This is a genomic window from Kribbella sp. NBC_01505 (genome assembly GCF_045040285.1).
Lineage (GTDB): Bacteria > Actinomycetota > Actinomycetes > Propionibacteriales > Kribbellaceae > Kribbella.
In genome coordinates this window covers 5,714,389-5,738,389 of the sequence record NZ_CP109425.1, presented here as the reverse complement: position 1 = coordinate 5,738,389, position 24,001 = coordinate 5,714,389, and the positions used below count along the sequence as shown (strand labels likewise).

The following is a 24,001-nucleotide window of genomic DNA, read 5'->3' as shown; positions in this document are numbered from 1 at the left end:
AACCACTCGCCAACCCGTCCGGCCGCATCCCAGCGAGCGAAAGCGCCGCTTCGCGGGGAATCACTGCCATCCAGCGACAGCAGCTCCCCGCAAAGGCGCACCGATGGGTCGACGGACGAGATCCACGGAGATCTACTGCCGGGGAGCCTGTTGCGATTTGGGGCTGCGCTTCCCCGATCCGGTTTGGGGAGCGGGATCGCGACGGGTGATCGGTCGCGAGGGTTGAGGACTTCGCCTGGGCAAGAACCCCGCCGTCCCGAATGTGCTCGTCCCATCCGACCTCTCGGATTCGGCCGGCGACGTACACGGTGGCTGGTCGCCGCTGCGGCCGGTATTACAGGGACGGGTGGCTGGGCTGGTCTGTGGCTGGGCCGGATGGCGAGGCCGGTGACCGCGGTTCCCCGTCGCCTGTGGCTGACGGGCTGTGGTTGCTCCCAACGATCAGGAGGCCTGCTAGCTGACCCGTCGCGGTGGTTGCTCCCGACGGTGAGGAGGCTTGGTAGCTGCCCCGTCGCGGTGGTTGCTCCCGACGGTGAGGAGGCTTGGTAGCTGCCCCGTCGCGGTGGTTGCTCCCGACGGTGAGGAGGCTTGGTAGCTGCCCCGTCGCGGTGGTTGCTCCCGACGATCAGGAGGCCGGTCAGCTGACTCGCCGCCGTGGTTGACCACTGCGGTTGGGGTCGCCTGCCTCGGCTGCCTGGCCTGCGGAAATTTGGCTGGATATCCGTTCAAGTTGGCCCTTCTCTGCTCAAATATTGAGGGGAGAAGGGTCAACTTGCAGGGAGATCCCCTCGTTTTCCGCGACCGCAACCGAAGCCCGGAAGCTCAAGCAGCCGAAACTGTGGTCACCGGCCTCGCCATCCCCCTCAGCCACAGACCACGCCCGCCTAGCGCTTCAGTAAATCGGCCGCCGCGGCGACCAGCCACCGGGTACGTGTCCGGCCTGTCCGGTACGGCGCGAATCGGGGGCACACCAACACCCCGCGATCCGGCCACAACCAGAGCAGCCGCACGTAACGTCCGAAGAAACGGAGTCCACGCCCGCGGGTCCTTCGGACGCTAGGAACAGCCGTGGGTAACGTCCGAAGAAACGGAGACCACGCCCGCGGGTCCTTCGGACGCTAGGAACAGCCGTGGGTAACGTCCGAAGGATCGGAGGGCCCTGTCTTCGGTTGTTCGGACGTTGGGGCGGTGGTTGGTGTCGGGTGGGGTATCCGTCGGGAAGGACCTGTGGTGGTGCGGACGGGGAGCGTGGCGGGCGGCGGGGGCGGGCGGAACGGGTGGGTCTACGTGTTGCTGGCGACAGGGGGTGGCCCTGGTGGGGACCCTGAGGGGGGACCCTGAGAGGCGGCTGACGGATGTCATGGACGAGGTGTGACTAGTGGTCGAGGGGTGTGGCGGGGTGTGGGCGCAGGCTTCTTGGTATGACGACAACGACTGCGGTCAGCCTGACGGGCGTGACCAAGAAGTACGGGGCGGTGCAGGCTGTCGCCGGGGTGGATCTGAGTATCCGGGCCGGTGAGGTCGTCGCACTGCTGGGGCCGAACGGGGCCGGCAAGTCGACCACGATCGAGATGCTGCTCGGGCTGGTCCGGCCGGACCAGGGCAGTGTGCAGGTGTACGGCGGTACGCCGTCCGAGGCGATCGCCAACGGTCAGATCGGGGTGATGCTGCAGAGCGGCGGAATCATCGAGGACGCCAAGGTCGGCGAGCTGCTGAACCTGGTGGCCGGCCTGCACAGCAAGCCGATGCCGGTGAAGGAAGCGCTGGACCGGGCCGGGATCGCCGACCTGTACGACCGCAAGATGAAGGGTCTGTCCGGCGGTCAGAAGCAGCGGGTGCGGTTCGCGATGGCGATCATCCCGCAGCCCGACCTGATCGTGCTGGACGAGCCGACGACCGGCATGGACGTCGAGTCCCGCCGTGACTTCTGGGCGTCGATGCATGCCGAGACGGCCCGCGGCCGCACGGTGCTGTTCGCCACCCACTACCTCGAAGAGGCCGACTCGTACGCCGACCGCGTGGTACTGATGCGCAACGGGAAGATCGTTGCCGACGGCACCGCAGCGCAGATCAAGGCGAGCGTCTCCGGCCGGACCATCCGGGCCACCGTGCCCGGCGCCGACCTGGCCGCATTCGCTGCCCTGCCTGGCGTTCGCAACGTCGAGACGCGCGGCGACGTCGTACTGCTGCAGTGCGGCGACTCCGACGACACCCTGCGCTACCTGCTGAACAACACGCCCGCCCACGACATCGAAGTGACTTCGGCCGACCTCGAGGACGCAGTCCTCGCGATCAGCGACGGTGCAGCACTTCAAGGGGAAGAGGCCCTGGCATGAACCGCAACTACTTGATGTTCGACATCCGCCGGACGCTCCGCAACCGGCGTGTGATGATCTTCGCGATCCTGATGCCGCTGGTGCTGTTCGCGATCTTCGGCCTGACGATTCCCAAGGACGCGGCCGAGGGCGGCATCTCCGCGATCGCCTACGTGATGGTCAGTATGGCGATGTTCGGCTCGATGTCGGCCGCGATGAGCAGCGGCGGCGTGATCGCGGCCGAGCGCGACGGCGGCTGGAACCGGACACTCCGGCTCACCCCGCTCAAGCCGCAGGCCTACGTGATCAACAAGGTCATCCTGTCGCTGCTCATCGCGGTTCCCCCGCTGATCGTGGTCTTCCTCTTCGGCATGACGGTCGGCAACGTCCACCTCAGCGCCACCCAGTGGATCACCGTCGCACTCGTGTCCTGGCTCGGTGCCCTCCCCTTCGCCGCGATCGGCCTGGTCATCGGGTACGTCGCCAAGCCGGACAGCGTGCAGCCGATCACCGGACTGGCCACGATGCTGATCGCCGCGTTCGGCGGACTGTGGCTGCCGGTCGACTCGATGCCGTCGATCATGAAGCACATCGCCCAGCTGACCCCGGCGTACTGGACCGGCCAGACCTCACGCAGCGCGCTGACCGCGGGCGGCGTCGATACCCAGGCCCTGCTGGTGGTGCTCGGCTGGACCGTCGTCCTCGGCTTCATCGCCCTCCGCCGCTACCGCGCCGACACCGCGCGGGCCTGATCGCACCTGCACTGGAGAAGGCATAGCGTGAGCTTCATGAAGCGAACCCTGCCGGACGCGATGGCCGACGACGGTCGGCCGCCGGGCCGGTGGGGTTGGCTCGCGGTCGGGGTCTGGCTGTTCTACCTGGTCCAGCCGCTGACCGAGATCTGGCAGACCCAGCACGGCATCGCTCTGGTCCTCGGCCTGCTCAACCTGCTCCTCTTCGGCGTCACGTACATCAGCTTCTTCGGAGTCCTCCGCTGGCGGGAGTTCCGGCAGGACGCGTCTCCGTTGTGGCAGCGCCTGGGCTACCTGGTCTTCATGCTGCTGCTGACCCTGCTCCTGACCATGACCGCCGGCCAGACCGCGCTCACCTGCCTGGTCTACATCGCGGCGACCGCAGTGCTCTCACTGAGCATGCAGCTCGGTGTCGTCATCTGCCTGCTGCTTCTCGGCGGCGCCGAGCTGTCGATGCGGGTCGTCCCGGGCTGGACCGACGACGGCAGCTACGGATTCGCGATCTTCCTCGGCGGCCTGGCCGTCTTCGCGATGCGCCGGTCGATCCAGCGCTCGTCGGAGCTGACCCGGGCTCGCAAGGACATGGCCGAGCTCGCGGTCCAGGAGGAGCGGAACCGGTTCGCCCGCGATCTGCACGACATCCTCGGTCACTCGCTGACTGTGATCACGGTGAAGGCCGAGCTGGCCGGCCGGCTGATCCAGGTCAACCCGGAGAAGGCCGCGGCCGAGGTCGCCGATGTGGAGGGCCTGGCCCGCGCCGCCCTCGGCGACGTCCGGGCCGCCGTCGCCGGGTACCGCGAGCTCAGCCTGGCCGGTGAGCTCGTCTCGGCGCGGACCGCGCTCCAGGCCGCCGAGATCAAACCCGATCTCCCGACCACGATGGACGAGGTCCCGGAGGAGAACCGCGAACTCTTCGCCTGGGTGATCCGCGAAGGCGTCACGAACGTCATCCGGCACTCCGGCGCCAAGCGCTGCACGATCAAACTCACCGCCCGGCAGATCGAGGTCCTCGACGACGGCAAGGGCCCGACCCCGAGCAGTACCACCTCCGGCCATGGCCTGATGGGCCTGCGTGAACGAGCAGACCAGGTCGGCGCCGCGGTCCAGGTCGGCCAGTCCCCCGGCGGCGGCTTCCGCCTTGCTGTAAAGGTAGGCCAGTGAGTATCCGATTGCTGATAGCTGACGACCAGGCTCTCGTGCGCGGGGCCTTGGCGGCTTTGCTCGATCTCGAGCCCGATCTCGAGGTGGTGTCCGAGGTCGGCCGGGGTGACGAGGTTGTCGCCGCAGCCAAGGCCAGTACGCCGGACGTCGCGCTCCTGGATGTGGAGATGCCAGGACTGGACGGCATCGAGGCCGCGGCCGCGCTGCGCACCGCCGTACCGGGCGTCCGGATCCTGATGGTGACCACGTTCGGCCGTCCCGGCTACCTCCGCCGCGCGATGGAGGCCGGTGCCGCCGGCTTCGTCGTGAAGGACACCCCGGCCGCGCAGCTGGCCGACGCCGTACGGCGGGTGCACCAGGGACTGCGCGTGGTCGACCCCTCACTCGCCGCCGAAACCCTCGTGGCCGGCACGAGTCCGCTGACCGGCCGCGAGTCCGACGTACTGCGAGCCGCCCGCGAAGGTGGGACCGTCGCCGACATCGCCAAAGAGCTGCACCTCTCCGAAGGCACGGTCCGCAACCACCTCTCCGCCGCCATCGGCAAGACCGGCGCCCGCACCCGCGCCGAGGCCGCCCGGATCGCCCTCGACAACGGCTGGCTCTGATGCGCCTGCTGAACGTCATCGACGTCGAAGCCACCTGCTGGCAAGGCGATCCGCCGCCCGGCATGACCAACGAGATCATCGAAATCGGGCTGACCACGATCGACGCCGACACCTGGCAGCGCGTGGCGAAACACCAGCTCCTGGTCCGCCCCGAGCGATCCGAGATCAGCGCGTTCTGCACCGAGCTCACCGGCCTGACCGCCGCAACCGTGAGCGCCGGCGTCTCGTTCGCCGAGGCCTGCAAGCTGCTGACCAGCCAGTACGGCGCGGCCGAGCGCGCCTGGATGAGTTGGGGCGACTACGACCGCAAGCAGTTCGAGCGCCAGTGTGCGGCGACCGGTGTCGCCTACCCCTTCGGCCCCATGCATGTGAACGCGAAGGCGCGCTTCAGCGAGGTCCGCGGCCTGAAGCGGCGGCCAGGGATGGCTCGGGCGCTGGAAATCGCCGGCCTGCCGCTCGAAGGACGGCACCATTCGGGCGCGGACGACGCCTGGAACATCGGAGCGCTCGTCGTCCAACTCTCGGCGGAAAGCTTCCCCGAGGTCTGAGCACGCACTAGCGTGGACCCTCGGGGAGGAACCATGTCGATCGAGCAGTTCAGTGTGCGGGGGCGGCTGGCGGACACCGGTGAGGGCATCACCGGTGACGAGTTGCAGCTCGCGGCGCGTAACCACGGGATTCCGCTGGAGGCGCTGCGGTACGACGTGACGCCGGCCGGGCTGCACTACGTGCTGGTGCATTACGACATCCCGGCAGGGAATGCGGCGACCTGGCGACTGGAGGTCGATGGGTGCGTCGAGCAACCGATGTCGTTCGGATTGACCGAGCTGCGCGCGATGGGTCGCCGTACCGTCCGGGTGACGTTGGAGTGTGCAGGCAACGGTCGCGCGGGGTTGCAGCCGCGGCCGATCAGCCAGCCCTGGCTGAATGAAGCAGTCGGTACGGCGGAGTGGACCGGCGTGCCGTTGTCCGACCTGCTGCGGAACGCGGGGATCCGGCCGGACGCCGTCGATGTCGTCTTCACCGGCGCCGACCACGGCGTCGAACGCGGGATCGAGCAGGACTACCAGCGTGGCCTGTCGCTCGGCGAGGCGCTCGACTCCGGCGCGATCGTTGCCTGGGAGATGAACGGCGATCCGCTGCCGCCGCAACACGGGTATCCGCTGCGCCTCGTCGTACCGGGCTGGTACGGGATGGCCAGCGTGAAGTGGTTGCGGTCGATCGAGCTGATCGACCACGAGTTCGACGGTTATCAGAACGCTGTCGCCTACCGGATCCGGCAGGAGGCCGACGAGCTCGGCACCGCCGTCACCAAGATCGAGCCGCGCGCATTGCTGGTCCCACCGGGCTTTCCCGACTTCATGACCCGGCACCGATTCGTTGCCTCCGGCACCGTCACACTCGAGGGCAAGGCCTGGTCCGGCTGGGCGCCGATCGAACGCGTCGAGGTCAGTACGGACGCCGGCGTCACCTGGCATGCCGCGAAACTCGATGCTGCTGGCAACGATGAGCTGGCCTGGCGATCCTTCAGCCATGACTGGGAAGCGACAGCGGGCGAGCACGTGATCACCGTCCGCGCCGTCGACGCCAGTGGCCGTGAGCAACCAGTCGAAGCCCCCTGGAACCGCGGCGGATTCGCGAACAACAGCGCGCAGCGGATCACGGTCCTGGTCACCTGACCGCGTGTCGCTGGGCGATTCCGGCGTACGAGCGTCACATCCTGGATGAGGACACGGTTCTCCCTTCAGGAGTGAGCTAGCTGGAGTGATGCGGTGAACGAGCAACTGCACCTGCACGCGCGGATCTTCCGTACGGCGGACGAGTGGTACGCCGACATCGACGACGGACTGTTCCCGCAGCCCGACAACCCGCTGTGGTGCGGCTCCTACGCCAGCCAGCGGGCCGCGATCGACGCCGCCTGCACCCGGATCGCCGCCATGCACCGGCGGCCGCGCCCCGCCGTTCGCGACGACCAGGCCTCCTAGCAACCCCCCGCATCAGCGAACAGCCTATTGCAACACTTCTTTCGAAAGAGTACTTTCGATGCGTGGACGAGACGACGCAACGCAAGATCAGTGACGCCCGGACGCTGCGTGCGGTGGCGCATCCGGTGCGGATCGCGATCCTCGAGCAGGTCACCATCAACGGGGCGATGACGGCGACCCAGCTCGGCGACCGCCTCGACGAGACCCCGGCGAACTGTTCGTGGCACCTGCGCAAGCTCGCGGAGTACGGGTTCGTGGAGGAGGCGCCGGGCGGTACCGGCCGGCAGCGGCCGTGGCAGGCGACCCACCTCGGGATGACCTGGGGCGATGAGGAGGGCGGCCCGCTGGAGACCGACTTCCAGTTGGCCGGCCGCGCGATGACCGAGGTTCTGGTCGCCAGGGAGGTCGACCGGCTGCGGGACAGTCAGGCACGGGCCGCGGACGAGCCCCTGGAATGGCGCACCGCGACCACCAGCTCGCAGTCGATGATGTGGCTGACCGCCGACGAGCTCGAGGAAGCCAACGAAGCCGTCCGCGAAGCATTGATGAAGCATTTCGACCGGCACCAGGACCCGGCGCTCCGCCCGCCGGGGTCGCGCCTGTGCGCCTTCATGGCCTGGGGCGTGCCGACGTACGGCATCGCCGACCCGACGCCGTCATCCGAGTGAGGTAGTCCCATGCGCGCGATGTTCTCCCAACCCGCGTTCCGGCGGCTGTTCGCCGGACTGACGACGTCGATGTTCGGCGACTCGGTGATGCTGCTCGTCCTGAGCATGTGGGTGAAGAGCCTGACCGGCTCCAACGCCCAGGCCGGTCTGACGTTCTTCTGGATGGTCGTGCCGGCCCTGGTCGCACCACTCTTCGGCCTGTACGTCGATCGGCTGCCGCCGCGCCGCGTTCTCGCCTGGGGCAGTCTCGCCTCGGCGATCGCCGTCCTCCCGCTCGTCCTGGTCCGCGACGCGGGTGACGTGTGGATCGTCTGGATGGTCGCGTTCCTCTACGGTATCTCGATGATCGTCCTGCCGGCTGCGCTGAACGGTCTGCTCAAGGAGATCGTCACCGACGACCAGCTTGTCTCGGCGAACTCCTCGCTGCAGACCGTCAAGGAAGGCTTCCGGCTGGTCGGCCCGATCATCGGCGCCGGTCTGTTCGCCCTGCTCGGCGGCTGGGCGGTCGCACTCCTCGACGCCGCGACGTTCCTGGCGGCCGCGATCATCATCGGCTCGATGAGCCTTCCGGACCGGACCCCTGAGCGCTCCGAAGGCAACTGGCTGACCGAGATGGGCGGCGGCATCCGGCACCTGTGGTCCGACCGGATCCTGCGGCACACCCTGGTCGGTCTCGGCCTGCTGCTGCTCGTGCTCGGGTTCACCGAGGCCTCGATCTACGCGATCATCGACGTCTTCAACAAGCCGGTCGAGTTCGTCAGTGTGATCGTGACGGTCCAGGGCGTCGGCGCCCTGCTCGGCGGACTGACCGCGACCTGGTGGGTGAGACGGCTTGGCGAGGTCGGCACCTTCGCGGTCGGTGCACTGGCGATGGCCGCCTCGCTCGCCGTCATCGCCGGCACCGAAAGCCTGCCGGTCCTGCTCTTCGACATCCCCTTGCTGGGCTACTCGATCCCGCTGATCATCATCTCGTTCATGACCCTGATCCAGCGCCGCACGCCCTTGCGGCTGATGGGCCGCGTCTCCACCGCCTCCGAGGTCGTCATGGGCAGCCCCCAGGCCATCAGCCTGGCCCTCGGCGCGATCCTGGTCTCGATCATCAGCTATCACGTGATCTTCCTGCTGATGGCCGTCGTCATCACCGCCGCCGTCGGCTACCTCGCCCTGACGCTGCGCGGCCAACTCCTCCGCCCGGTCCCTGCCTGGACGGAAGAGGAAGAAGCTCACTCCGGGGTGTTGTGAGTCGCTCCACCGATCTGGAACGGCGTTGCGTAACCGGAGTACATGAGATGGGTCATCAGGCCCTCGGAGGCGTGCGGCAGGTTGTGGCAGTGGTCCATCCAGACGCCGGGGTTGTCGGCGCGGAAGGCGATCTCGTAGGTCTCGTCGTTGCCGACCTCGACAGTGTCGGTCCACCACGGCGAACCCGTCGCGGCGACACCGTTGCGGCTCAGGACGACGGCGTGGTGGCCGTGCAGGTGCATCGGGTGGGCCTGCCCGCTGGTGTTGCTGATCGTCATCCGGACGAGGTCGCCCTCGGTCACCATGAACATCGGTACGTCGGGAAACTTGTGGCCGTTGATCGTCCACCACAACCCCGGTACGCCGTCCAGGAACCCGAGCCGCCTGCCGATCCGGTACTCGAACCGCCGATCCGCCTTCCCTGGATCGAGTCCGAGCCCCTTGGCCGTTCCATAGCTCAACAGATCGACGGTCTCCCCCGGCAGCTCGGCGCTCGGCGGATCCACGGGACCGATCCCGAGCGACAGCGCCGCCGTACCGGCAACGAACCGCATGCCTCCTGCCGGTACGACGGCCTCGAGATCCACTCGGCCGCCCGCGGCCAGCGCATACCCCTTGCGCACCGGAGTCGGCCCGTTCACCTCACGACCGTCGACCGCGACCACCTTGTACGGCGTCCCGACCAGCCCGACCCGGAGGATCGCGTTGTCGGTGTTGATCACCCGCACCCGTGCCGTCGTACCCGCGGGCAGTTTCAGCTGCTGGCTCCCGGTCAGCCCGTTGATCGTCCGCTTGCCGTCGTACGTGTGGATCGTGGCGAGCACCTCACCAGGAGTCTTCGGCGCGATCACGATCGGACCGAAGAGCCCGCCCTTCACCTCGTCGCTCGACACCTGATGCGAGTGATACCAGTACGTGCCGGCATCGTCGGCCCGGAAGCGATAGACGTGCTGCCCACCCACCGGTACGGCGTCCTGCGTCACCCCGGCGACTCCGTCCTCGGCGTTCGGTACGTCGATGCCGTGCCAGTGCAAGGTTGCACCGTCCGGGACGGATTCGTTGATCAACGTCACCTGGACGAGATCACCGCTCTCGGCTCGGATCAGTGGTCCCGGTGACGTCCCGTTCAGTGTGTACCCGGCCAGCCCTTTCTTCTCCTTGCGGGCAACGAGCGTGACGGCCACATCCGGCGTACCGGTCTTCGGTCCGGTCAGATCGGCGATGCTCATGCTGTGGTGCTCATGACCGCCCGCCGGGCCGCCGCCATAGTCGGCGTACCCCATGTCTGCCGCGTTGTAGGTGCCAGGGACCAGGCTGGTCGCCCAGAGATACCCCAGCGGTACGAGTACCGCCAGGAAGATCCCCAGGGCGACCAACCGGCCCCGGCGGCGCCGCGGCCGGTAGTCGACCCCGGCGCCGGATACCTCAGGCACTGGTCGCGAGCGGCCGCGGTGTAGCGGCCCGCCCAATCGCAGTCCCGGCCATCGCACCGATCGCCAGCCCATTGAGACCGTGCAGCACACCCAACGCCGGCAAGCCGAAGGACACCGTCGCCAGCACGAACTGCAACGCGACGAGCCCGACGATGACCCCGGCCAGCACCCGGCCGCGCGGCACGTCGGTCAGGAACGAAACCACCAGCAGAACCAGCGCCAGCAGCCCGATCACCATCCCGGCCATACTGTGGTAGTTCTGCCCGAAGTTGGTGTAGTCGGCCCCGATCGCGGCGCCGTCGTTCGCATCCTTCGCCACCGTGAACCCGGCGAGCGCGATCGACGCGACCTGCAGGCCGACCGCGAGTGCGATCAGCATCGCGGTCACCCGATAGACGTTCCTCATGCCATCCGCCGCTTCCGGTAGATGACCACGCCGGCCACGATCGCCGCGATCAGCAACACCGGCGGGTGCCCGCCGCCGACCGCACACCCGACCGACGCCAGCACTGCAATGACACCCAGCGCCACCAGCAACGGCAGCGGAATCTTCCCGAACGGCGCTCCCGCCGCCCATTCCGGCCGCCGCCCACGAGCCCGCGCCCCCGCCGGCCCGGCCTGCGCCTGCGCGTGCTGCTCGCGCTGCTCACCCGGCAGGTCGGTGAACACGTCACCCAGCTCAGTCTTGGTCTTGGCCCGCAGCGCGGCCTCGACCCGATCCGAGTGCTCGTCGGCACTCAGCCGCCCGGCCTCGTAGTGATCTCCCAGTCGCCGAACCGCTTCTTCGCGCTCGGCATCCCCGATACGGACAGGTCCCTCGTCGTTCATGACACTCCTCGGTGCTCGCAGTTGTTCAACTGCACCGATCGTGTCGCGACAGCACGCTCCACCGCGTCGCCCCCACGGCGGCACCTCCCCTACCCCCTCCGGCGCACCACCCCCCGTACGACGCAGGGCGCCGTACTCCCCGTGGAGTACGGCGCCCCCGGCAAGACCCCTAGCGTCCGAAGGAACGCAGTACGTGGTGTGCGTCTTTTTCGGACGTTAGGGAGGGTTCAGGCGGTGGCCGCCAGGATCTGGTTCACGTCGTCGTTCGCCTTGGTCAGCGAGCTCGGTTCAGACTGGAAGAGCATGACCGATTCCATGGCCGGAGTCATCACTGCGGCGACGTCGGCGGCGTTCGGGTTCGCCGGGTAAGGGAACACATTGCCCGCCTCGACCGGCTCCAGGAACGGCGTGACGTCCCACCCGGCCTTGGCGAACGCGGCCTGCGCCGCGGGCATCGAGGCGCTGACCGCCGGGAAGACCACTGCGGCCTTGGCGACGATGTCCTGGGCGGTCTGCGAGCCGAGGAACTTCACCCAGGCCCACGCGGCGTCCTTGCGCTCGGTACCTGCCCAGATCGTGTCTGCCAGGCCGTTCATCATCGACATCCGCTTGCCGTTGGGACCTTGTGGCAGCCGCGCCAGCTTGGTCTTCACCGTCTTGAAATCGGCGTAGGTGCCGAGCATCCACGAGCCGTTCGGAGTGATCGCGTATCGGCCGGCCGCGTACGCCGTGGTGGCCGAACTGTCGATTCCGGACTTGGCCTGCGCGAGCGTCGGCATGTATCCCTTGGTCGTCAGCCCGCGCCACCAAGCGATCGTCTCGGTGAACTTCGGGTCGCCGTAGAAGAACTTCGTCCCCCAGGGCTCACCCTCGGAGTACTTCCAGCCGTTGCTCGCCGCGTACCAGCTCCAGGTCGTCTGCCCGTCGGCGTCGCCGGCACCACCGAGGCCGAGGCCGTAGACCTTGACGTTGTTCTTGTCGAAACCGGGCTGGTCGCCACGCCGGCCCTTCTTGTCGACAGTCAGCCGAGCGAGGATCCGCTCGAAAGTGCCGCCGTCCTGCGGATTCCAGGTCATCGAGTTGAGCTGCTCGGCGCTGACCCCGGCAGCCTCGGTCAAGGCACTGTTGTAGAAGTACGCCTCGGTGTCCCAGTCCTTCGGCAGCCCGTAACGCTTGCCGTCGGCACCGATCCAGCGATCGGCGAGACCCTTCTGGTAGATGCTGAGATCAACGTTGTCGCGGGCCACGAAGTCGTCGAGCGCGAGCACCTGACCCTTGTCCGCGAACAGCGGGTACTTCGCCGAGTGCGACGTGAACACATCGGGCGCCGTACCGGAGATGAATCCGGTGACGAGTTTGTTCCAGTAGTCGGCCCAGCCGTTCTGCACGAGGTCGACCGAGTACTGCGGATTCTGCTGCTGGAACACCTTGGCGCATTCGGTGTACATCGGCAGCTGACCCGAATCCCACAGCCAGTAGGAGATCTGGCCGGGCGGACGGTTGGCGGCGCCGTTGCTGCAGCCGGCCACCGCGGAGGCAGCGACACCGGCCAGTCCGGCCTTCAGGACGGTCCTGCGTGAGATTGTCATCATTTGATCCCGGAGAAGCCGATGGAGTTGGTGATGCGCTTGGCGAAGGCCAGGAACAGGATGATCATCGGCAGCGCCGCGATCAACGTGCCGGCCATCAGACCGGCCCAGTCCGGACCACCTTGTGGGGTCTGCGAGCGGAAGACGCCGAGGGCGACGGTGAGCACGCGGACGTTCTCCTGCTGCCCGACCAGCAACGGCCAGAAGTAGTCGTTCCAGGAGTTGATGTAGGTCAGGATCGCCAGCGTGGTGATCGGCGCGGCACTCATCGGGATGATCATCCCGAAGAAGATCCGCCGGTGGCCGGCGCCGTCGATCATCGCCGCCTCCTCCAGTTCGCGGCTGATGCCGAGGAAGAACTGGCGCAGGAAGAAGATCGCGAACGGCGTCATGAACGCGCCCGGCAGGATGATGCCGGCGAAGCTGTTCAGCAGGCCGAGGTTCTTGATCAGCACGAAGTTCGGCAGCGTGGTGAAGATCGGCGGCACCATCAGCGCGGCCAGGAAGAGCGCGAAGACCTTGTCCCGGCCGGGCCAGCGCAGCCGCGCGAACGCGTACGCGGCCATCGCGCTGAAGAAGACCTGGCAGACCGTGGTGACCGTTGCCACCACCAACGAGTTGCGCAGGTACAGCCAGAAGTTGACCGAGGCACCGGAACCGCCCTGGGCCTGGGCTTCGGCGATCGTCGACAACCCGAGCACCCGCTTGAAGGCGCCGAGCGTGGTCTCCACCGGCAGCAGCGAGCTCGGGTGCCCGGCCAGTGCGGTGTTGTTGGAGAGCGCCGTACGGAGCATCCAGTAGAAGGGGAAGAGCGTCAGGATCAGCAGAATGATCAGGAACGCCCAGGCCAGAATCCGGCCGAGGTTGAGTGGCCGTCTTGAATTCAACAGCAGGCTCATGCGAGATCACTCTCCTTGGCGCGCAGCAACCGCAGCTGCAGCAGTGAGACGATCGCCAGGATCGCGAACAGCACCATCGCCATCGCGGACGCGTAGCCGAAGTCGAAACGGGTGAACGCACGCTCGAAGATGTAGTAGTAGATGACCCGCGTCGAGTTGATCGGGCCACCCTGAGTCGTGACCGCGACCGTGTCGAAGATCTGGAACGAACCGATCATGGTGACCACCAGGACCATCACCAGAACGGGACGCAGCAACGGCAGCGTGATCCGCCAGAATGTCTTCATCTCCCCGGCACCGTCCACCTCGGCCGCCTCGTAGACGTACGTCGGGATCGTCTGCAGGCCCGCGAACACCAGGAGCGCGGTGTAGCCCATGTGCCGCCAGACGTTGATCCCGGCGATGGTCGGGATCGCCCAGTTCGAGTCGCCGAAGAAGGCGACCGGGTCGATGCCGATCCAGGTCAGTCCCTGGTTCACGATGCCGACCTGGAAGTCGAGCATCCAGTACCAGACCAGCGCGACCACGACGTTCGCGACCAGATAGGGCAGCAGGATCGCGGCCCGGACGGTGATCGACCTGGTCAGCCGGTACATCACCATCGCGATGGCCACGGCCAGGACGGTCTGGACGCCGATGTTGATCACGACGTACTCGAGGGTGACGCCGAGCGCGTTCCAGAAGAAGCTGTCGTGGATCATCCGCTCGTAGTTGTCGAGCCCGTTGAACTTCGGTGCCTCGAGCAAGCTGTACTCGGTGAAGCTCAGGTAGGCGCCGCGCAGGGTCGGCCAGATGTAGAACACCACGAAACCGACCGTGGCGGGCGCGAGGAACATCATCGCGACCTTGAGGTCTCCCAGGCGCCGTCGCTGCTTCGGCGGCGGCGCCTGCTCCCCGTGACTTCGCTTTCCAGGTGGTGCGTTCGTTACGGCAGTCACAGGGGGATCTCCTTTGCTGGGTCGACTGTCAGGTCAGTCGACAGGCGGGTCAGTCGATCGCGGTCACGTCCAGCAGCAGCGCGTGCTCGGGCCACTGCACCGGCAGCTGCACGCCGGCCGCGGCGAGCGCGGCGCCGTTCAGCTCGACGGGCTCGGTCCACGAGAACTTCCAGTGCGTCTTGGGACCCGGCGTCGCGATCGGGCTGACGCGGTAGGTGCGCTGCGGGTCGAGGCCCGGCAGCCGGACCCGGCCGACGGCCGAGGTGACGGATTGCGTCAGCTGGACGGCGGCGTACACGGCGCGGGAGTTGTCCTGGGCAACCACTCCGTGCAGCAGGAAGTCGTCCGGACCACGGTCGGCGCGAACCACCCGGCCAGTGTGCAGCAGCGGCCGCAGTTCCTTGTGCAGCGCGACCCATCCGGCGAGTTCGGTCCGCTCCTCCTCGGAGGCCTTCGTGATGTCCCACTCGATACCGAAGTGGCCGAACAGGGCGGTGATCGCGCGGAAGGACAGCGCCTGGGTGCGGCCGGTGGTGTGTGCCTTCGGCGGGCCGACATGCGAGCCGATCAGCTCCGGCGGCAGCAGGAGCTGCGTGTACCGCTGGATCGTCTGGCGCTCGAGGGCGTCGTTGCTGTCGCTGCCCCAGACCCGGTCGGTGCGCTCCAGGATGCCGAGGTCGACCCGGGCGCCACCGGACGAGCAGGACTCGATCTCCAGGCCGGGGTGGCGGCGCTTGAGTTCGTCGATCAGCCGGTACACGGCGAGCGTCTGCTCGTGGATCCCCGCCGTACCGGTCAGTTGGTTGCCGCCGTCAACGAAGTCGCGGTTGTGGTCCCACTTCAGGTACGCGATGTCGTACTCGGTCAGGATGCTGTCGAGCCGCTCGAGGATGTAGTCGTAAGCAGCCGGTACGCCGAGGTTCAGCCCCTGCTGGTGCCGAGCGGTCGGCGGGAAACGGTGGCCGGTGGCAAGGATCCAGTCCGGGTGCTCGCGGGCCAGGTCCGAGTCCGGGTTCACCATCTCCGGCTCGACCCAGAGGCCGAACTGGAGACCGAGGCCGCGGACGTGGTCGACGAGCGGGTGCAGGCCCTTCGGCCAGATGCCCTCGTCGACGTACCAGTCACCGAGGCCGGCGTGGTCGTCGCGGCGGCCGCGGAACCAGCCGTCGTCCAGCACGAAGCGCTCGGCGCCGACCTCGGCGGCCGCGTCCGCGAGGCCCTTCAGCTTATCCAGGTCGAGGTCGAAGTAGACGGCCTCCCAGGTGTTCATCACGACCGGACGGTCGGTCTGCGGGTGGTGCTCGCGGGACCGCAGGTACTCGTGGAAGCGAGTCGAGATCCGGTCGAGGCCGACGCCGTACGTGCCGTAGATCCACGGGGTGCTGTAGGTGCCCTGCGGCTGCACGCGACCCTCACCGGGCAGCAGGAGCTCGCCACCACCGATGACGGCGTACCCGCTCATCCCGCGCTCGGCGTACGAGCGGTGGTTGCCGCTCCACGCGGTGTGCACGGCCCAGATCTCGCCGTCGGAGAAGCCGAAGCCCTTGGTGCCGGCGAGCAGCAGCAGGGTCGCGTCGGCGCCGGTGCGGCCGCGGCGGTTGTCGCGGATGTGCGCGCCCTGCGTGAACTCGTGCCGCTGCGGGTGCCGCTCGCCGATGTGGCGACCGGTCAGATCGAGCAGCTCGGTCGCCTCGGTCGGCACCGGCAGCGCGAGGGTGAGGCCGTCGACCGTGTACGTCGTCTCGCCCGTGTTCGTGAGGTCTGCCTTGGCCCGGACGAGACCGGAGTCTGTCAGCTCGACGGTCAGGCGAATGGTCAGCCCAGCCTCGGTGTCGGTGGCGTCAACGACAACGCTGTTGTCAGCTTGCGCGACGTCGACGATCCGGAAGCTCGCCGAGAAGTCCTGGCCGTCGCGGTGCCCGTTCAGCCCCGGCAGCCCGAACCAGCCCGCCGAGTACTCCGGCACGATCGCGACCGGCCGGTTCTCGTCCAGCCCGTTCCCGTCCTGGACCGCGCCCGCTCCGCGCCGCAACTCCAGCAGAGCCCGCTCACTCAGTTCGCCCAGATCGGCACCCCAGTGCAGCACCGAGGGCAGCGCCGGCCCCGAGCAGTCCAGCACCAAGCTGACCCCAGCAGCCCGCAGCTGCAGCACCTCAATGTTCGACACTGTTGATTCACTCTGCTTTCTGATTGATTTCAGGACGAAACTATTTACCTCGCCAGCCCGGTTGTCAATGCTTCACGAAGTAAAGTAAGTACCCTAAGCCTCCGCCCGGCTCTCTACAACGCTGCAATCAGCGCGAGAGCCGCGCGCGAACCAGCAAGTCGTGCAGGCCCGCCTCGGCGGTCGAGTTCTCCGGCAGTCGACTGACCGCCTCCGCCTCATCCAACGCCGCCTGCAGCTTCTGCACATCGACCGTCAGCGTGTCGACCGACGGCCCCTCAAGTCCCCCGTGCTCAGCCTCGGCCTTCGCCGCCATCAACTCCGGCAAGTACGCCGGCGCTCCGTCGAGCAGCTCGCGCAGATCCGCCTGAACCACACCGGTCTGCATCAGATGGATCCCGGTCAGCAGCACCCGGAAGGTGTAAAGCAGCGGCTTCAGCTCACCGGTCTTCCCGAAGAACTCCCACTGAGTCTTCGCGAACCCTCGGTAGTGGTGCGCGTGCCACTTGGTGATGCAGCCGGCCGACAGGGCGACCAGTTCCTCGTGTTCCGGCGTACTGAGCACGACCAGCGGTGACAGGACCTGCTCCAGCACGTAGCCGTTCCGCCGCAGCATCAGCCGGGCGAACTTCGCCAGGTCGTGGGTGACGAGGTCGACCTCCGCCTCATTCTCGAACCAGGTCCGATCAAGCGTCTCCGGGCCAGTGCGCAGCCCGACCACCTCGGCGGCCGGGAGCACATGCACCCCGCGCAGGTCTACATCCGAGTCCCTCGACGGGAAGCCGTACAGGTGTGCACCCGAGACTGTTGCGAAGAGCAAGGGGTACGGCTGCTCACCCATGATGTCGCGCAGCTCGGCATAGTCGAGCGTCCGCATGTCACGCGTCATCGATACTCCTTCTCCGGACCGATCGGAGCCAGTCGTCGACCCGGGCCACGTCCGGGATCGCCGGGAGGACTGTACGACGGAGTGCGTCGTCGAGGTCGGCGTGGAGTCCGAGGCGCCATTTCTCGACCTCGTCCCACGGCAGCTCGCCACGCTTCACCGCGAGCAGGCGTTCGCGATAGGGGCCGACGTCAACGACCAACCGGGCCTCGAGCAACAGAGAGCGGGCCGACAGCAACAGACGGATCAGGTGCATGACGTGCTTCCACTTGGGCGCACCGTCGCGCCGGAAGTCCGCTTCCAGCTTCTTGAACTGGCTCAGCACATACCCGGAGTAGGTCTGGTAGGCGAGCTGCGACAGGAAGGCCTGCCGGAGCTCGACCAACTCCGCACCGAGTGCCGTCTGCTGAACGACCAGCGGCGAGTGCAGGACCTCGAGCAGGTTCGGGTTCGCCTTCAGTGCGAGCTCGCAGAACCGCTCGACCTCCCACGAGAACCACTCCGGCTCCGGCCCGTCCACATGCGTCGGCGGCTTCGCCAGCGACCAGAACGACTCGGTCGGCGCGACGAACACCCCACGGGTGTCGGTGTCGGACGTATCCGTGTCGAGCCCGAACGCCCGCGACCCCACCACGACCGCAAAGATCGTGTGCTCCCGCACCAGCAGATCGCCATCAGGCTGAGTCAGCTCGAGCGCCTCGTCCTGGTACGCCGTCCGCAGGCTCAACTGGTCCCGCCGGGCCACCGTCTCCCGACCGTCCACCAGCCGAACCGCATACCGCCCGTCCGGCGTGATCCCGGCAACCCGCCCGGTCGCCCCGCGCTGCGCCGTACCGCCCTGGTCGTCGGGCGCGGCAACCCGCATCACCACCTGTGTCCCCACCGGCAACTGCGGCCCCTCAACAGACATGCCGCCATCCTCCCCCACCCCCGCCCTAACAACAGGACATATACGCCCACTACCCCACCCCCGCACGCTCAGCCGGACCCCCGCAGCCCCGAAACCAGCCACACCTCCTGCCGTTCGGCAGATCACTCGCATATTGACAGTTTTTCCTGTCAAGTGGCAGATTGGGTTCCATGCTGGTCGAGGAGCCGGAGAAGGTGCGGGTGGCGTTGTCGCCAATCCGCCGACGGATGCTGGAGCTGCTGCGCGAGCCGGCGTCGGCGACCCAGCTCGCGACCGCACTCGAGCTGCCGCGGCAGCGGGTGGGGTACCACCTGCGCGAGCTGGAGAAGGCCGGGCTGGTGGAGCTGGTCGAGGAGCGGCAGCGGCGCGGGTTCACCGAGCGGATCTTCCGCGCCGCGACCCTGGTGATCGACCCGGCGGTGATGGGCCAGGCGTTCACCGGGATCCAGGACCAGTACGCCGCCGAGCACCTGGTGGAGGTTGCCGCGGGCACCGTTCGGGACGTAGCCCGGATGCAGAGCACGGCCGATGCCGACGGCAAGCGACTGCTCACGTTCACCCTCGAGACCGAGGTGCGCTTCGCCGAGCCGGGCGATGTCCACCGCTTCACCGACGCCCTGACCGAGGCCGTCCGGCAGGTCGTCGAGCAGTTCGACACCGACAACGGACGGCCCTATCGCCTGATCGCCGGCGGTCACCCGGCACCCCGTCGTACTGGAGGAGAGTCATGACCAAGATCGTGGTGACCGTCGCGGCACCCGTGGAAGCTGTGTGGGACGCCCTGCGGGACAAGGGGAAGATCCGGCACTGGCACGGCTGGGAGTACGAGGGGCCGCAGGGCGGTCTGGAGGAGGAGATCGACCTGATCTACTTCACCCAGGCGGCCGAGGACGGGACGACGCTCACGCTGGGGAACGGCGACGAGTTCGTCGTCGAGCCGGTCGACGGCGGCAGCCGGATCACGCTGACCCGGGCGCCGAAGGGCGCGAACCCCGACTGGGACGCGTACTACGACGACGTCACCGAGGGCTGGATCACCTTCCTGCACCAGCTGCGGTTCGCGGTCGAACGCCATCCGGGCGAGGCGCGTCGTACCTTGTTCTACTCGGGCACCGGTGCGGCGAACCCGATCACCGAGCTCGGCATCCCGGCCGACGAGCTCGATCTGCCGGACGGACGAGTCAAGGCCTCCACCCTCTACACCTCCGACCACCAGGTCGGCCTGGAGGTAGATGCCTGGGGCAACGGTTTGCTGGTGCTCAGCCACATCCCGCCCGGCGAGGCGAAGCCGGAGGGCGCAACCATGGCCATCCTGTCCCTGTACGGCGACGTCGACCGCGACGAGGTCGACGCGCGCTGGCGCGCCTGGTGGTCGGAGCGGTACCCCAAGGGGCTGGAGATGTTCGACTGACGCAGGCGTGACAGTACGCAAACGTGCCAGCACGCTCGGTCTGTTCTTCGTCGGTTACCTGTGAGTACATAGGGGTCCCTCCAGCAAGAGAGGTACCCCGGTGAAGAATCCGCCCAGTTCACTCCGGCTCGCCCTGATCCTTGCGCTCTCCATGACCGGGCTCTGCCTGGTCGCCGCCCCAGCCCGCGCCGACGGCCCCGGCACCGGCACGCCGTACGTGGTCACGCTCGGCGATTCCTACATCTCCGGAGAGGCCGGCCGCTGGGCCGGCAGCTCCAACGACTCCGAGGCACCCGCCGACGCTCTCGGCGCGCACGCCTACCACGACAACGCGAGCGGTACGGCGGAAGCGATCCCGAAATGCCATCGCAGCAGCTCGGCCGAGGCGTTCATCGGTGGGGGCGTCGGCGGCCTCAACCTGTCGTGCTCCGGCGCGCGAACCACGACCGGTACCGGCGACGACTTCAAGCCCGGCATCGACTTCTACGACAACGGCGCCGGCAAACTCGGCCAGGCGAAGGCGCTGCAGCAGTTCGCGACCAGCCACAACGTGCGGCAGGTCGCGGTCTCGATCGGCGGCAACGACTTCAACTTCGCCGCGATCGTCACGCAGTGCGTGCAGGACTTCCTGCTGTCGCCCTCATGGTCGCCCGACTACTGCAAGGACGACTCGTCCGTCGTCGCCAACTTCACGACCGCGAACGTGACCGCAGTCCGCGGCAAAATCGCGACCGCTCTGCAGAACGTGCGGACGGCGATGCGGAATGCCGGGTACGGCGACAGTGCCTGGACGCTCGTCGTACAGACGTATCCCTCACCGATCCCGAACGGAAGCGGCTTCCGCTACGGCCAGACCGGCTACACCCGGCAGAGTGTCGGCGGCTGCGGCTTCTGGAGCGCCGACGCCGACTGGGCCAACAGCACCGCCCTCACCACCATCAACAACACCGTCCGCGCGGCCATCTCCCAATCCGGCCTCGCGAACATCCGTCTACTGGAGCTGCAGTCCGCCTTCAACGGCCGCCGCCTCTGCGAGAAGACAGTCGGCCTGTACGAAGAGGTCGGCCTCTCGTCCTGGACGCAGCCCACAGCGGTCGACAAGACCGAGTGGATCAACCAAATTCGAACTGTCACGACGGTCGGCTCGAATTACTTCATCCAGGAATCTCTGCATCCCAACTACTGGGCCCAACTGGCACTACGGTCCTGCCTCCGCCAGACCTACAGCCAGAACCGCGGCGGCACCTGCACCATCGCGGGCACCGGCCTCACGAACGGCGAGCCCCGCATGACACTTGGTTAATTACAGACTCAACAGTCTCGGTACGGCGTTCGCCCCGCGCGGACGCCGTAACCTGTTGGTGCACTAGTGTTGCGAGTCTCATCAGGGTGGGGGCCCTGGACCGGATGCGGGTGGGAAAGGCAGAATCGCGCCGACGGGGTCGGCTGCCGGGTGGGGTGTTGGTGGATACGGAATTCGCGCTGTCGTTCGGCACGCAGCGCTGGCCCCTGCCCGCCGCCGCCGAGGAGATCACCATCGGCCGCGCCGCGAACGCCGACGTCCGCCTCCCCGCCGAGGACCAGATCTCCCGCATCCACGCGCGTCTGACCCGGGCCGGCGCCACCTGGACCCTCCACGACGCCTCCCGCAACGGCACCGGCCTCAACGGCCGCCGCCTCACCGCCCCCACCCCCCTGACCGACCAGGACCAAATCCACATAGGCCGCGCAGTCCTAACCTTCCACGCCACCCCACCCGCCCCCGGCACAGTCCCCGCCGCGGATGCATCGCCACCGCACCTACGCAGCACGCCCCCGGCGCCCGGCGCATCCACCGGTTTCGTCGACGCACCTCCGGCCCCCGGCATCTCACCGTCCGACGCGCTCGGCCGCCCGCCCGCCTCGGCGGCTTCCCCGGCCGACCTAAGCGGCGAACAGCTCACCCCCGGCGCAGCGCCATCCGGCCGGTTCGGTACGCCGCCCGCCCAGCAGCCGCCCAGCCCTCCGCGCGCGGACCCGGCGACCGGCGTACCCGCAACCCCGGCCACCCCACCTCCGCCGGCGAGCGCACCTCCTTACACTCCGCCGGTCACATCGGCAGCACCCCAGTCCCCTCCAGGTGAAAACGGCTCCAACCAGAACAGGTGGAACGCCGACTCGGAAAGCTCCTGGGGTGAGGCAGGTAGCGCCCGCGAAAACGCCGACTCGGACCGAGGCGGATGGGATGACGGGGCTCGCCCTCGGGCGGATGAGCAAGGCGGGAATGAGGCACACGCTCAGCGGGCCGGTTCGGCTCAGGGTAGGTGGGACGAGGCGGTCCCGGGCCGTGAGGGTGAGCGCAATCTCGGGCCCAACCAGCGGGAGTGGAACGACGGCGCCCGTGCGGGTTCGCCCGACGACTCCGGTCAACTGAGCCCGTCGTCCACCACCCCGCCTCCGCCCGCGCCTCCCAGGCCGCTCACCCCCCGCCCGGCCCCCACGACCCGACCCCCGTCCAGGGAATCCGCAACCGGCTCAGCCCATTCCCGAGCAACTCCATCCAGTTCGCACCCATCGGCCCCGGACGCCTCGGGCCGGGATGCATCGGGCTCGGACGGAGTGGGCCCGGACGGATTGGGCCCGGACGCATCCAGATCGCGGGTTTCCGGCGCGCGTCTGCCCGGCTCGACGGCTGCGGCTGCGGCTGCGGCTGCGGCTGACTCTGCGCCTACCGACTCCCCCTTTGCTCCGGCCCAGCCGACCCAACCCGCCCAGCCGACCCAGCAGGCCGAGCCGGCCCAACCCGCCCAGCGGGCCCAGCCTGTCGACGAAGACGCCGTACCGCGTAACGAGCCGTATCCGGCTGACCGGGCCAGCGTTAGCCAGCCGAACCCCGCCGACGCGAGCAACAGCGCGTCCTGGCCCGGCTACCCCTCCGCGGACTACCTCGACTCGGCCCGCTCCCCGCTGTCCGGTGGCGAACGTGCCCAGATCGCCCAGCCCGATCCCCCGCACCCCGCCTGGCCCGATCGCCCGGACTACCCGGATTACCCCGACGACCCAACCCCCAGTCGCCCGGCATCCAGACCGACGCCCCGCCCAGAACGCCGTACCCGCGAAACCGCCGAAGCCGAAGTCGGCCAGGTCCGCCTCGCCCGCGTGCTCGCGATCGCCGGCGCGATGCTGGCAGTCGGCCTCGTCATCAACCTGATCGCCACCTTCCTCGCCGACGGCCCCGGCGGCATGCTGCGCTGGCTGATCGCGCCCACGCTCGCACTTCTCGGCGCGATGACGTTCGCCGTCCTGGACGCCGTCAACCCCGCCGAACGCGAACCCGGCCGCTTCGACGTCTCCGTCATCGTCGCGATCGCCGCCGTACTGCTCGGTGTCGGCGTCGGCGGCTTCGCGATCACCGCCGGAACCGAGTACGCCGCCGGCTACCTCAGCGGCAACGAGACCGGCGAGGACCGCCTGATCAAGCCGGTCAGCAAAACCACCGCCGGTCTGACAGTCACGGTCGACAACGTCACCAACACCAGCCACTTCACCCGGATCCGCATCACCGTCACCAACAAGGGCAAGGACCCGGTCAACCTCCCCCTCGACGGCAACGCAACCTTCACCAGCGCCGAGGGCAACTCGATCCGCGCCGACGGTTCGCGCAGCGACTGGCCCCAGCAGTTCGCCGTCGGCCAGTCCGCCAAGGGCACGATCGTCTTCCGCGGCCACCTCCCGAAGGGCCAGAAAGCCGCCACCCTCACCCTCCGCCCCGGCGACACCCCGATCGTCCTCGGCGGCATCCCCCTCAGCAACTAACCGTCGGTAACGACACGTCATAGTCGCCCAGCCGACCCACCGCATGCCTGAACCCCGACCACCGCGGCGCCGACCGGTGCACATCTCCATGTCCTTACCGACAACGTCGCGCAGATCTCGACCGGCAGCGTGCATGGGTGGCTGGTCGCCGCTTCGGCCGATCAAAGACGGGATGGCGGGCCGATCGGATGGCTGAGGGGGATGGCACCCTCGGCGATCACGCGTGCGTCGCCTGAGGTTGCCGGGCTTCGGTTCCGGTCCGGGAAAGACGGCCAGCGACCGAAGCTCCCGCCGCCTGGGGTTGCCGAGCTGGGGGTGCGGAGGGCGCGAGGGGGGCTTGAACAAGCAATGACCTGTGCCGGCCCACCGGATCCTGTGCAAACCTCCGGTTCATGGCTCCTCGGGAGGGCGCATGCGGCA

The 24,001-nt window shown here is 68.2% G+C and carries 22 protein-coding genes; 13 read left to right on the top strand and 9 right to left on the bottom strand.

Annotated features, from left to right (window positions below):
• Window positions 1-1,421 precede the first annotated feature (1,421 nt).
• The 9 genes from OG474_RS27140 (at window position 1,422) to OG474_RS27100 (ending at window position 8,728) form a co-directional block, all read left to right on the top strand.
• The gene (locus OG474_RS27140; RefSeq protein ID WP_405056400.1) at window positions 1,422-2,336 is read left to right on the top strand and encodes an ABC transporter ATP-binding protein; all 915 of its coding nucleotides are present in this window, start codon (window positions 1,422-1,424) and stop codon (window positions 2,334-2,336) included.
• The gene (locus tag OG474_RS27135; RefSeq protein ID WP_405056399.1) at window positions 2,333-3,067 is read left to right on the top strand and encodes an ABC transporter permease; all 735 of its coding nucleotides are present in this window, start codon (window positions 2,333-2,335) and stop codon (window positions 3,065-3,067) included. Before OG474_RS27140 ends, OG474_RS27135 begins: the two co-directional genes overlap by 4 nt.
• 36 nt (window positions 3,068-3,103) lie before the next feature.
• A complete protein-coding gene (locus tag OG474_RS27130) occupies window positions 3,104-4,228 on the top strand; it encodes a sensor histidine kinase (protein ID WP_405056398.1) in 1,125 nt (374 codons plus the stop codon).
• The gene (locus tag OG474_RS27125) at window positions 4,225-4,833 is read left to right on the top strand and encodes a response regulator transcription factor (protein ID WP_405056397.1); all 609 of its coding nucleotides are present in this window, start codon (window positions 4,225-4,227) and stop codon (window positions 4,831-4,833) included. Before OG474_RS27130 ends, OG474_RS27125 begins: the two co-directional genes overlap by 4 nt.
• Entirely contained in the window at window positions 4,833-5,381 is a 549-nt protein-coding gene (locus OG474_RS27120; protein WP_405056396.1) for an exonuclease domain-containing protein, read from the top strand. The genes OG474_RS27125 and OG474_RS27120 overlap by 1 nt, the downstream gene beginning before the upstream one ends.
• A gap of 33 nt (window positions 5,382-5,414) precedes the next feature.
• Window positions 5,415-6,512 carry a sulfite oxidase gene (locus OG474_RS27115; protein WP_405056395.1) on the top strand — a complete coding sequence of 366 codons (1,098 nt, stop codon included), beginning with the start codon at window positions 5,415-5,417 and terminating at the stop codon, window positions 6,510-6,512.
• 93 nt (window positions 6,513-6,605) lie between these two features.
• Window positions 6,606-6,818 carry a hypothetical protein gene (locus OG474_RS27110; RefSeq protein WP_405056394.1) on the top strand — a complete coding sequence of 71 codons (213 nt, stop codon included), beginning with the start codon at window positions 6,606-6,608 and terminating at the stop codon, window positions 6,816-6,818.
• A gap of 62 nt (window positions 6,819-6,880) precedes the next feature.
• A complete protein-coding gene (locus OG474_RS27105; protein ID WP_405056393.1) occupies window positions 6,881-7,486 on the top strand; it encodes a winged helix-turn-helix domain-containing protein in 606 nt (201 codons plus the stop codon).
• Between the two features lie 9 nt (window positions 7,487-7,495).
• Entirely contained in the window at window positions 7,496-8,728 is a 1,233-nt protein-coding gene (locus tag OG474_RS27100; RefSeq protein ID WP_405056392.1) for an MFS transporter, read from the top strand.
• On the opposite strand, the gene OG474_RS27095 is transcribed toward OG474_RS27100, so the two are convergent.
• From OG474_RS27095 to OG474_RS27055, 9 genes are all read right to left on the bottom strand, one after another.
• Window positions 8,710-10,161: a multicopper oxidase family protein gene (locus tag OG474_RS27095; RefSeq protein ID WP_405056391.1), complete on the bottom strand. Its 1,452-nt coding sequence runs from the start codon at window positions 10,159-10,161 to the stop codon at window positions 8,710-8,712. The two genes, OG474_RS27100 and OG474_RS27095, sit on opposite strands and share 19 nt — an antisense overlap.
• Window positions 10,154-10,567, bottom strand: coding sequence for a DUF6220 domain-containing protein (locus OG474_RS27090; RefSeq protein WP_405056390.1), 414 nt, complete (start codon window positions 10,565-10,567; stop codon window positions 10,154-10,156). The genes OG474_RS27095 and OG474_RS27090 overlap by 8 nt, the downstream gene beginning before the upstream one ends.
• Window positions 10,564-10,989 (bottom strand): DUF1707 domain-containing protein, encoded by a 426-nt coding sequence (locus OG474_RS27085; protein ID WP_405056389.1) that lies wholly within the window; start codon window positions 10,987-10,989, stop codon window positions 10,564-10,566. The genes OG474_RS27090 and OG474_RS27085 overlap by 4 nt, the downstream gene beginning before the upstream one ends.
• 227 nt (window positions 10,990-11,216) lie before the next feature.
• On the bottom strand, window positions 11,217-12,578 hold the full coding sequence (locus OG474_RS27080) for an ABC transporter substrate-binding protein (protein WP_405056388.1): 1,362 nt from the start codon (window positions 12,576-12,578) through the stop codon (window positions 11,217-11,219).
• Window positions 12,578-13,477, bottom strand: a complete 900-nt coding sequence (locus tag OG474_RS27075; protein WP_405056387.1) for a carbohydrate ABC transporter permease — start codon at window positions 13,475-13,477, stop codon at window positions 12,578-12,580. The genes OG474_RS27080 and OG474_RS27075 overlap by 1 nt, the downstream gene beginning before the upstream one ends.
• Window positions 13,474-14,415, bottom strand: a complete 942-nt coding sequence (locus OG474_RS27070; protein WP_405056386.1) for a carbohydrate ABC transporter permease — start codon at window positions 14,413-14,415, stop codon at window positions 13,474-13,476. The genes OG474_RS27075 and OG474_RS27070 overlap by 4 nt, the downstream gene beginning before the upstream one ends.
• Before the next feature lie 49 nt (window positions 14,416-14,464).
• Entirely contained in the window at window positions 14,465-16,582 is a 2,118-nt protein-coding gene (locus OG474_RS27065; RefSeq protein WP_405056385.1) for an alpha-galactosidase, read from the bottom strand.
• Window positions 16,583-16,709: 127 nt separating this feature from the next.
• A complete protein-coding gene (locus tag OG474_RS27060; protein ID WP_405056384.1) occupies window positions 16,710-17,468 on the bottom strand; it encodes a DNA polymerase beta superfamily protein in 759 nt (252 codons plus the stop codon).
• Entirely contained in the window at window positions 17,458-18,375 is a 918-nt protein-coding gene (locus OG474_RS27055; RefSeq protein WP_405056383.1) for a DNA polymerase beta superfamily protein, read from the bottom strand. The genes OG474_RS27060 and OG474_RS27055 overlap by 11 nt, the downstream gene beginning before the upstream one ends.
• Window positions 18,376-18,545: 170 nt before the next feature.
• Here OG474_RS27055 and OG474_RS27050 point away from each other — a divergent pair, with 170 nt between their 5' ends.
• From OG474_RS27050 to OG474_RS27035, 4 genes are all read left to right on the top strand, one after another.
• The gene (locus OG474_RS27050) at window positions 18,546-19,106 is read left to right on the top strand and encodes an ArsR/SmtB family transcription factor (protein WP_405056382.1); all 561 of its coding nucleotides are present in this window, start codon (window positions 18,546-18,548) and stop codon (window positions 19,104-19,106) included.
• Entirely contained in the window at window positions 19,103-19,786 is a 684-nt protein-coding gene (locus OG474_RS27045) for an SRPBCC domain-containing protein (protein WP_405056381.1), read from the top strand. The genes OG474_RS27050 and OG474_RS27045 overlap by 4 nt, the downstream gene beginning before the upstream one ends.
• A 100-nt stretch (window positions 19,787-19,886) precedes the next feature.
• The gene (locus OG474_RS27040) at window positions 19,887-21,089 is read left to right on the top strand and encodes a hypothetical protein (RefSeq protein ID WP_405056380.1); all 1,203 of its coding nucleotides are present in this window, start codon (window positions 19,887-19,889) and stop codon (window positions 21,087-21,089) included.
• A gap of 161 nt (window positions 21,090-21,250) precedes the next feature.
• Window positions 21,251-23,581, top strand: a complete 2,331-nt coding sequence (locus OG474_RS27035; protein WP_405056379.1) for an FHA domain-containing protein — start codon at window positions 21,251-21,253, stop codon at window positions 23,579-23,581.
• The last annotated feature ends 420 nt before the right edge of the window (window positions 23,582-24,001 follow it).

Excerpts from the sequence above, each read along its gene's own strand:
- OG474_RS27120 (WP_405056396.1), top strand. The coding sequence starts at position 4,833 with ATGCGCCTGCTGAACGTCATCGACGTCGAAGCCACCTGCTGGCAAGGC.
- OG474_RS27050 (WP_405056382.1), top strand. The coding sequence starts at position 18,546 with ATGCTGGTCGAGGAGCCGGAGAAGGTGCGGGTGGCGTTGTCGCCAATC.
- OG474_RS27115 (WP_405056395.1), top strand. The coding sequence starts at position 5,415 with ATGTCGATCGAGCAGTTCAGTGTGCGGGGGCGGCTGGCGGACACCGGT.
- OG474_RS27060 (WP_405056384.1), bottom strand. The coding sequence starts at position 17,468 with ATGACGCGTGACATGCGGACGCTCGACTATGCCGAGCTGCGCGACATC.
- OG474_RS27085 (WP_405056389.1), bottom strand. The coding sequence starts at position 10,989 with ATGAACGACGAGGGACCTGTCCGTATCGGGGATGCCGAGCGCGAAGAA.
- OG474_RS27135 (WP_405056399.1), top strand. The coding sequence starts at position 2,333 with ATGAACCGCAACTACTTGATGTTCGACATCCGCCGGACGCTCCGCAAC.
- OG474_RS27045 (WP_405056381.1), top strand. The coding sequence starts at position 19,103 with ATGACCAAGATCGTGGTGACCGTCGCGGCACCCGTGGAAGCTGTGTGG.
- OG474_RS27140 (WP_405056400.1), top strand. The coding sequence starts at position 1,422 with ATGACGACAACGACTGCGGTCAGCCTGACGGGCGTGACCAAGAAGTAC.
- OG474_RS27075 (WP_405056387.1), bottom strand. The coding sequence starts at position 13,477 with ATGAGCCTGCTGTTGAATTCAAGACGGCCACTCAACCTCGGCCGGATT.
- OG474_RS27090 (WP_405056390.1), bottom strand. The coding sequence starts at position 10,567 with ATGAGGAACGTCTATCGGGTGACCGCGATGCTGATCGCACTCGCGGTC.
- OG474_RS27080 (WP_405056388.1), bottom strand. The coding sequence starts at position 12,578 with ATGACAATCTCACGCAGGACCGTCCTGAAGGCCGGACTGGCCGGTGTC.
- OG474_RS27055 (WP_405056383.1), bottom strand. The coding sequence starts at position 18,375 with ATGTCTGTTGAGGGGCCGCAGTTGCCGGTGGGGACACAGGTGGTGATG.
- OG474_RS27130 (WP_405056398.1), top strand. The coding sequence starts at position 3,104 with ATGAAGCGAACCCTGCCGGACGCGATGGCCGACGACGGTCGGCCGCCG.
- OG474_RS27100 (WP_405056392.1), top strand. The coding sequence starts at position 7,496 with ATGCGCGCGATGTTCTCCCAACCCGCGTTCCGGCGGCTGTTCGCCGGA.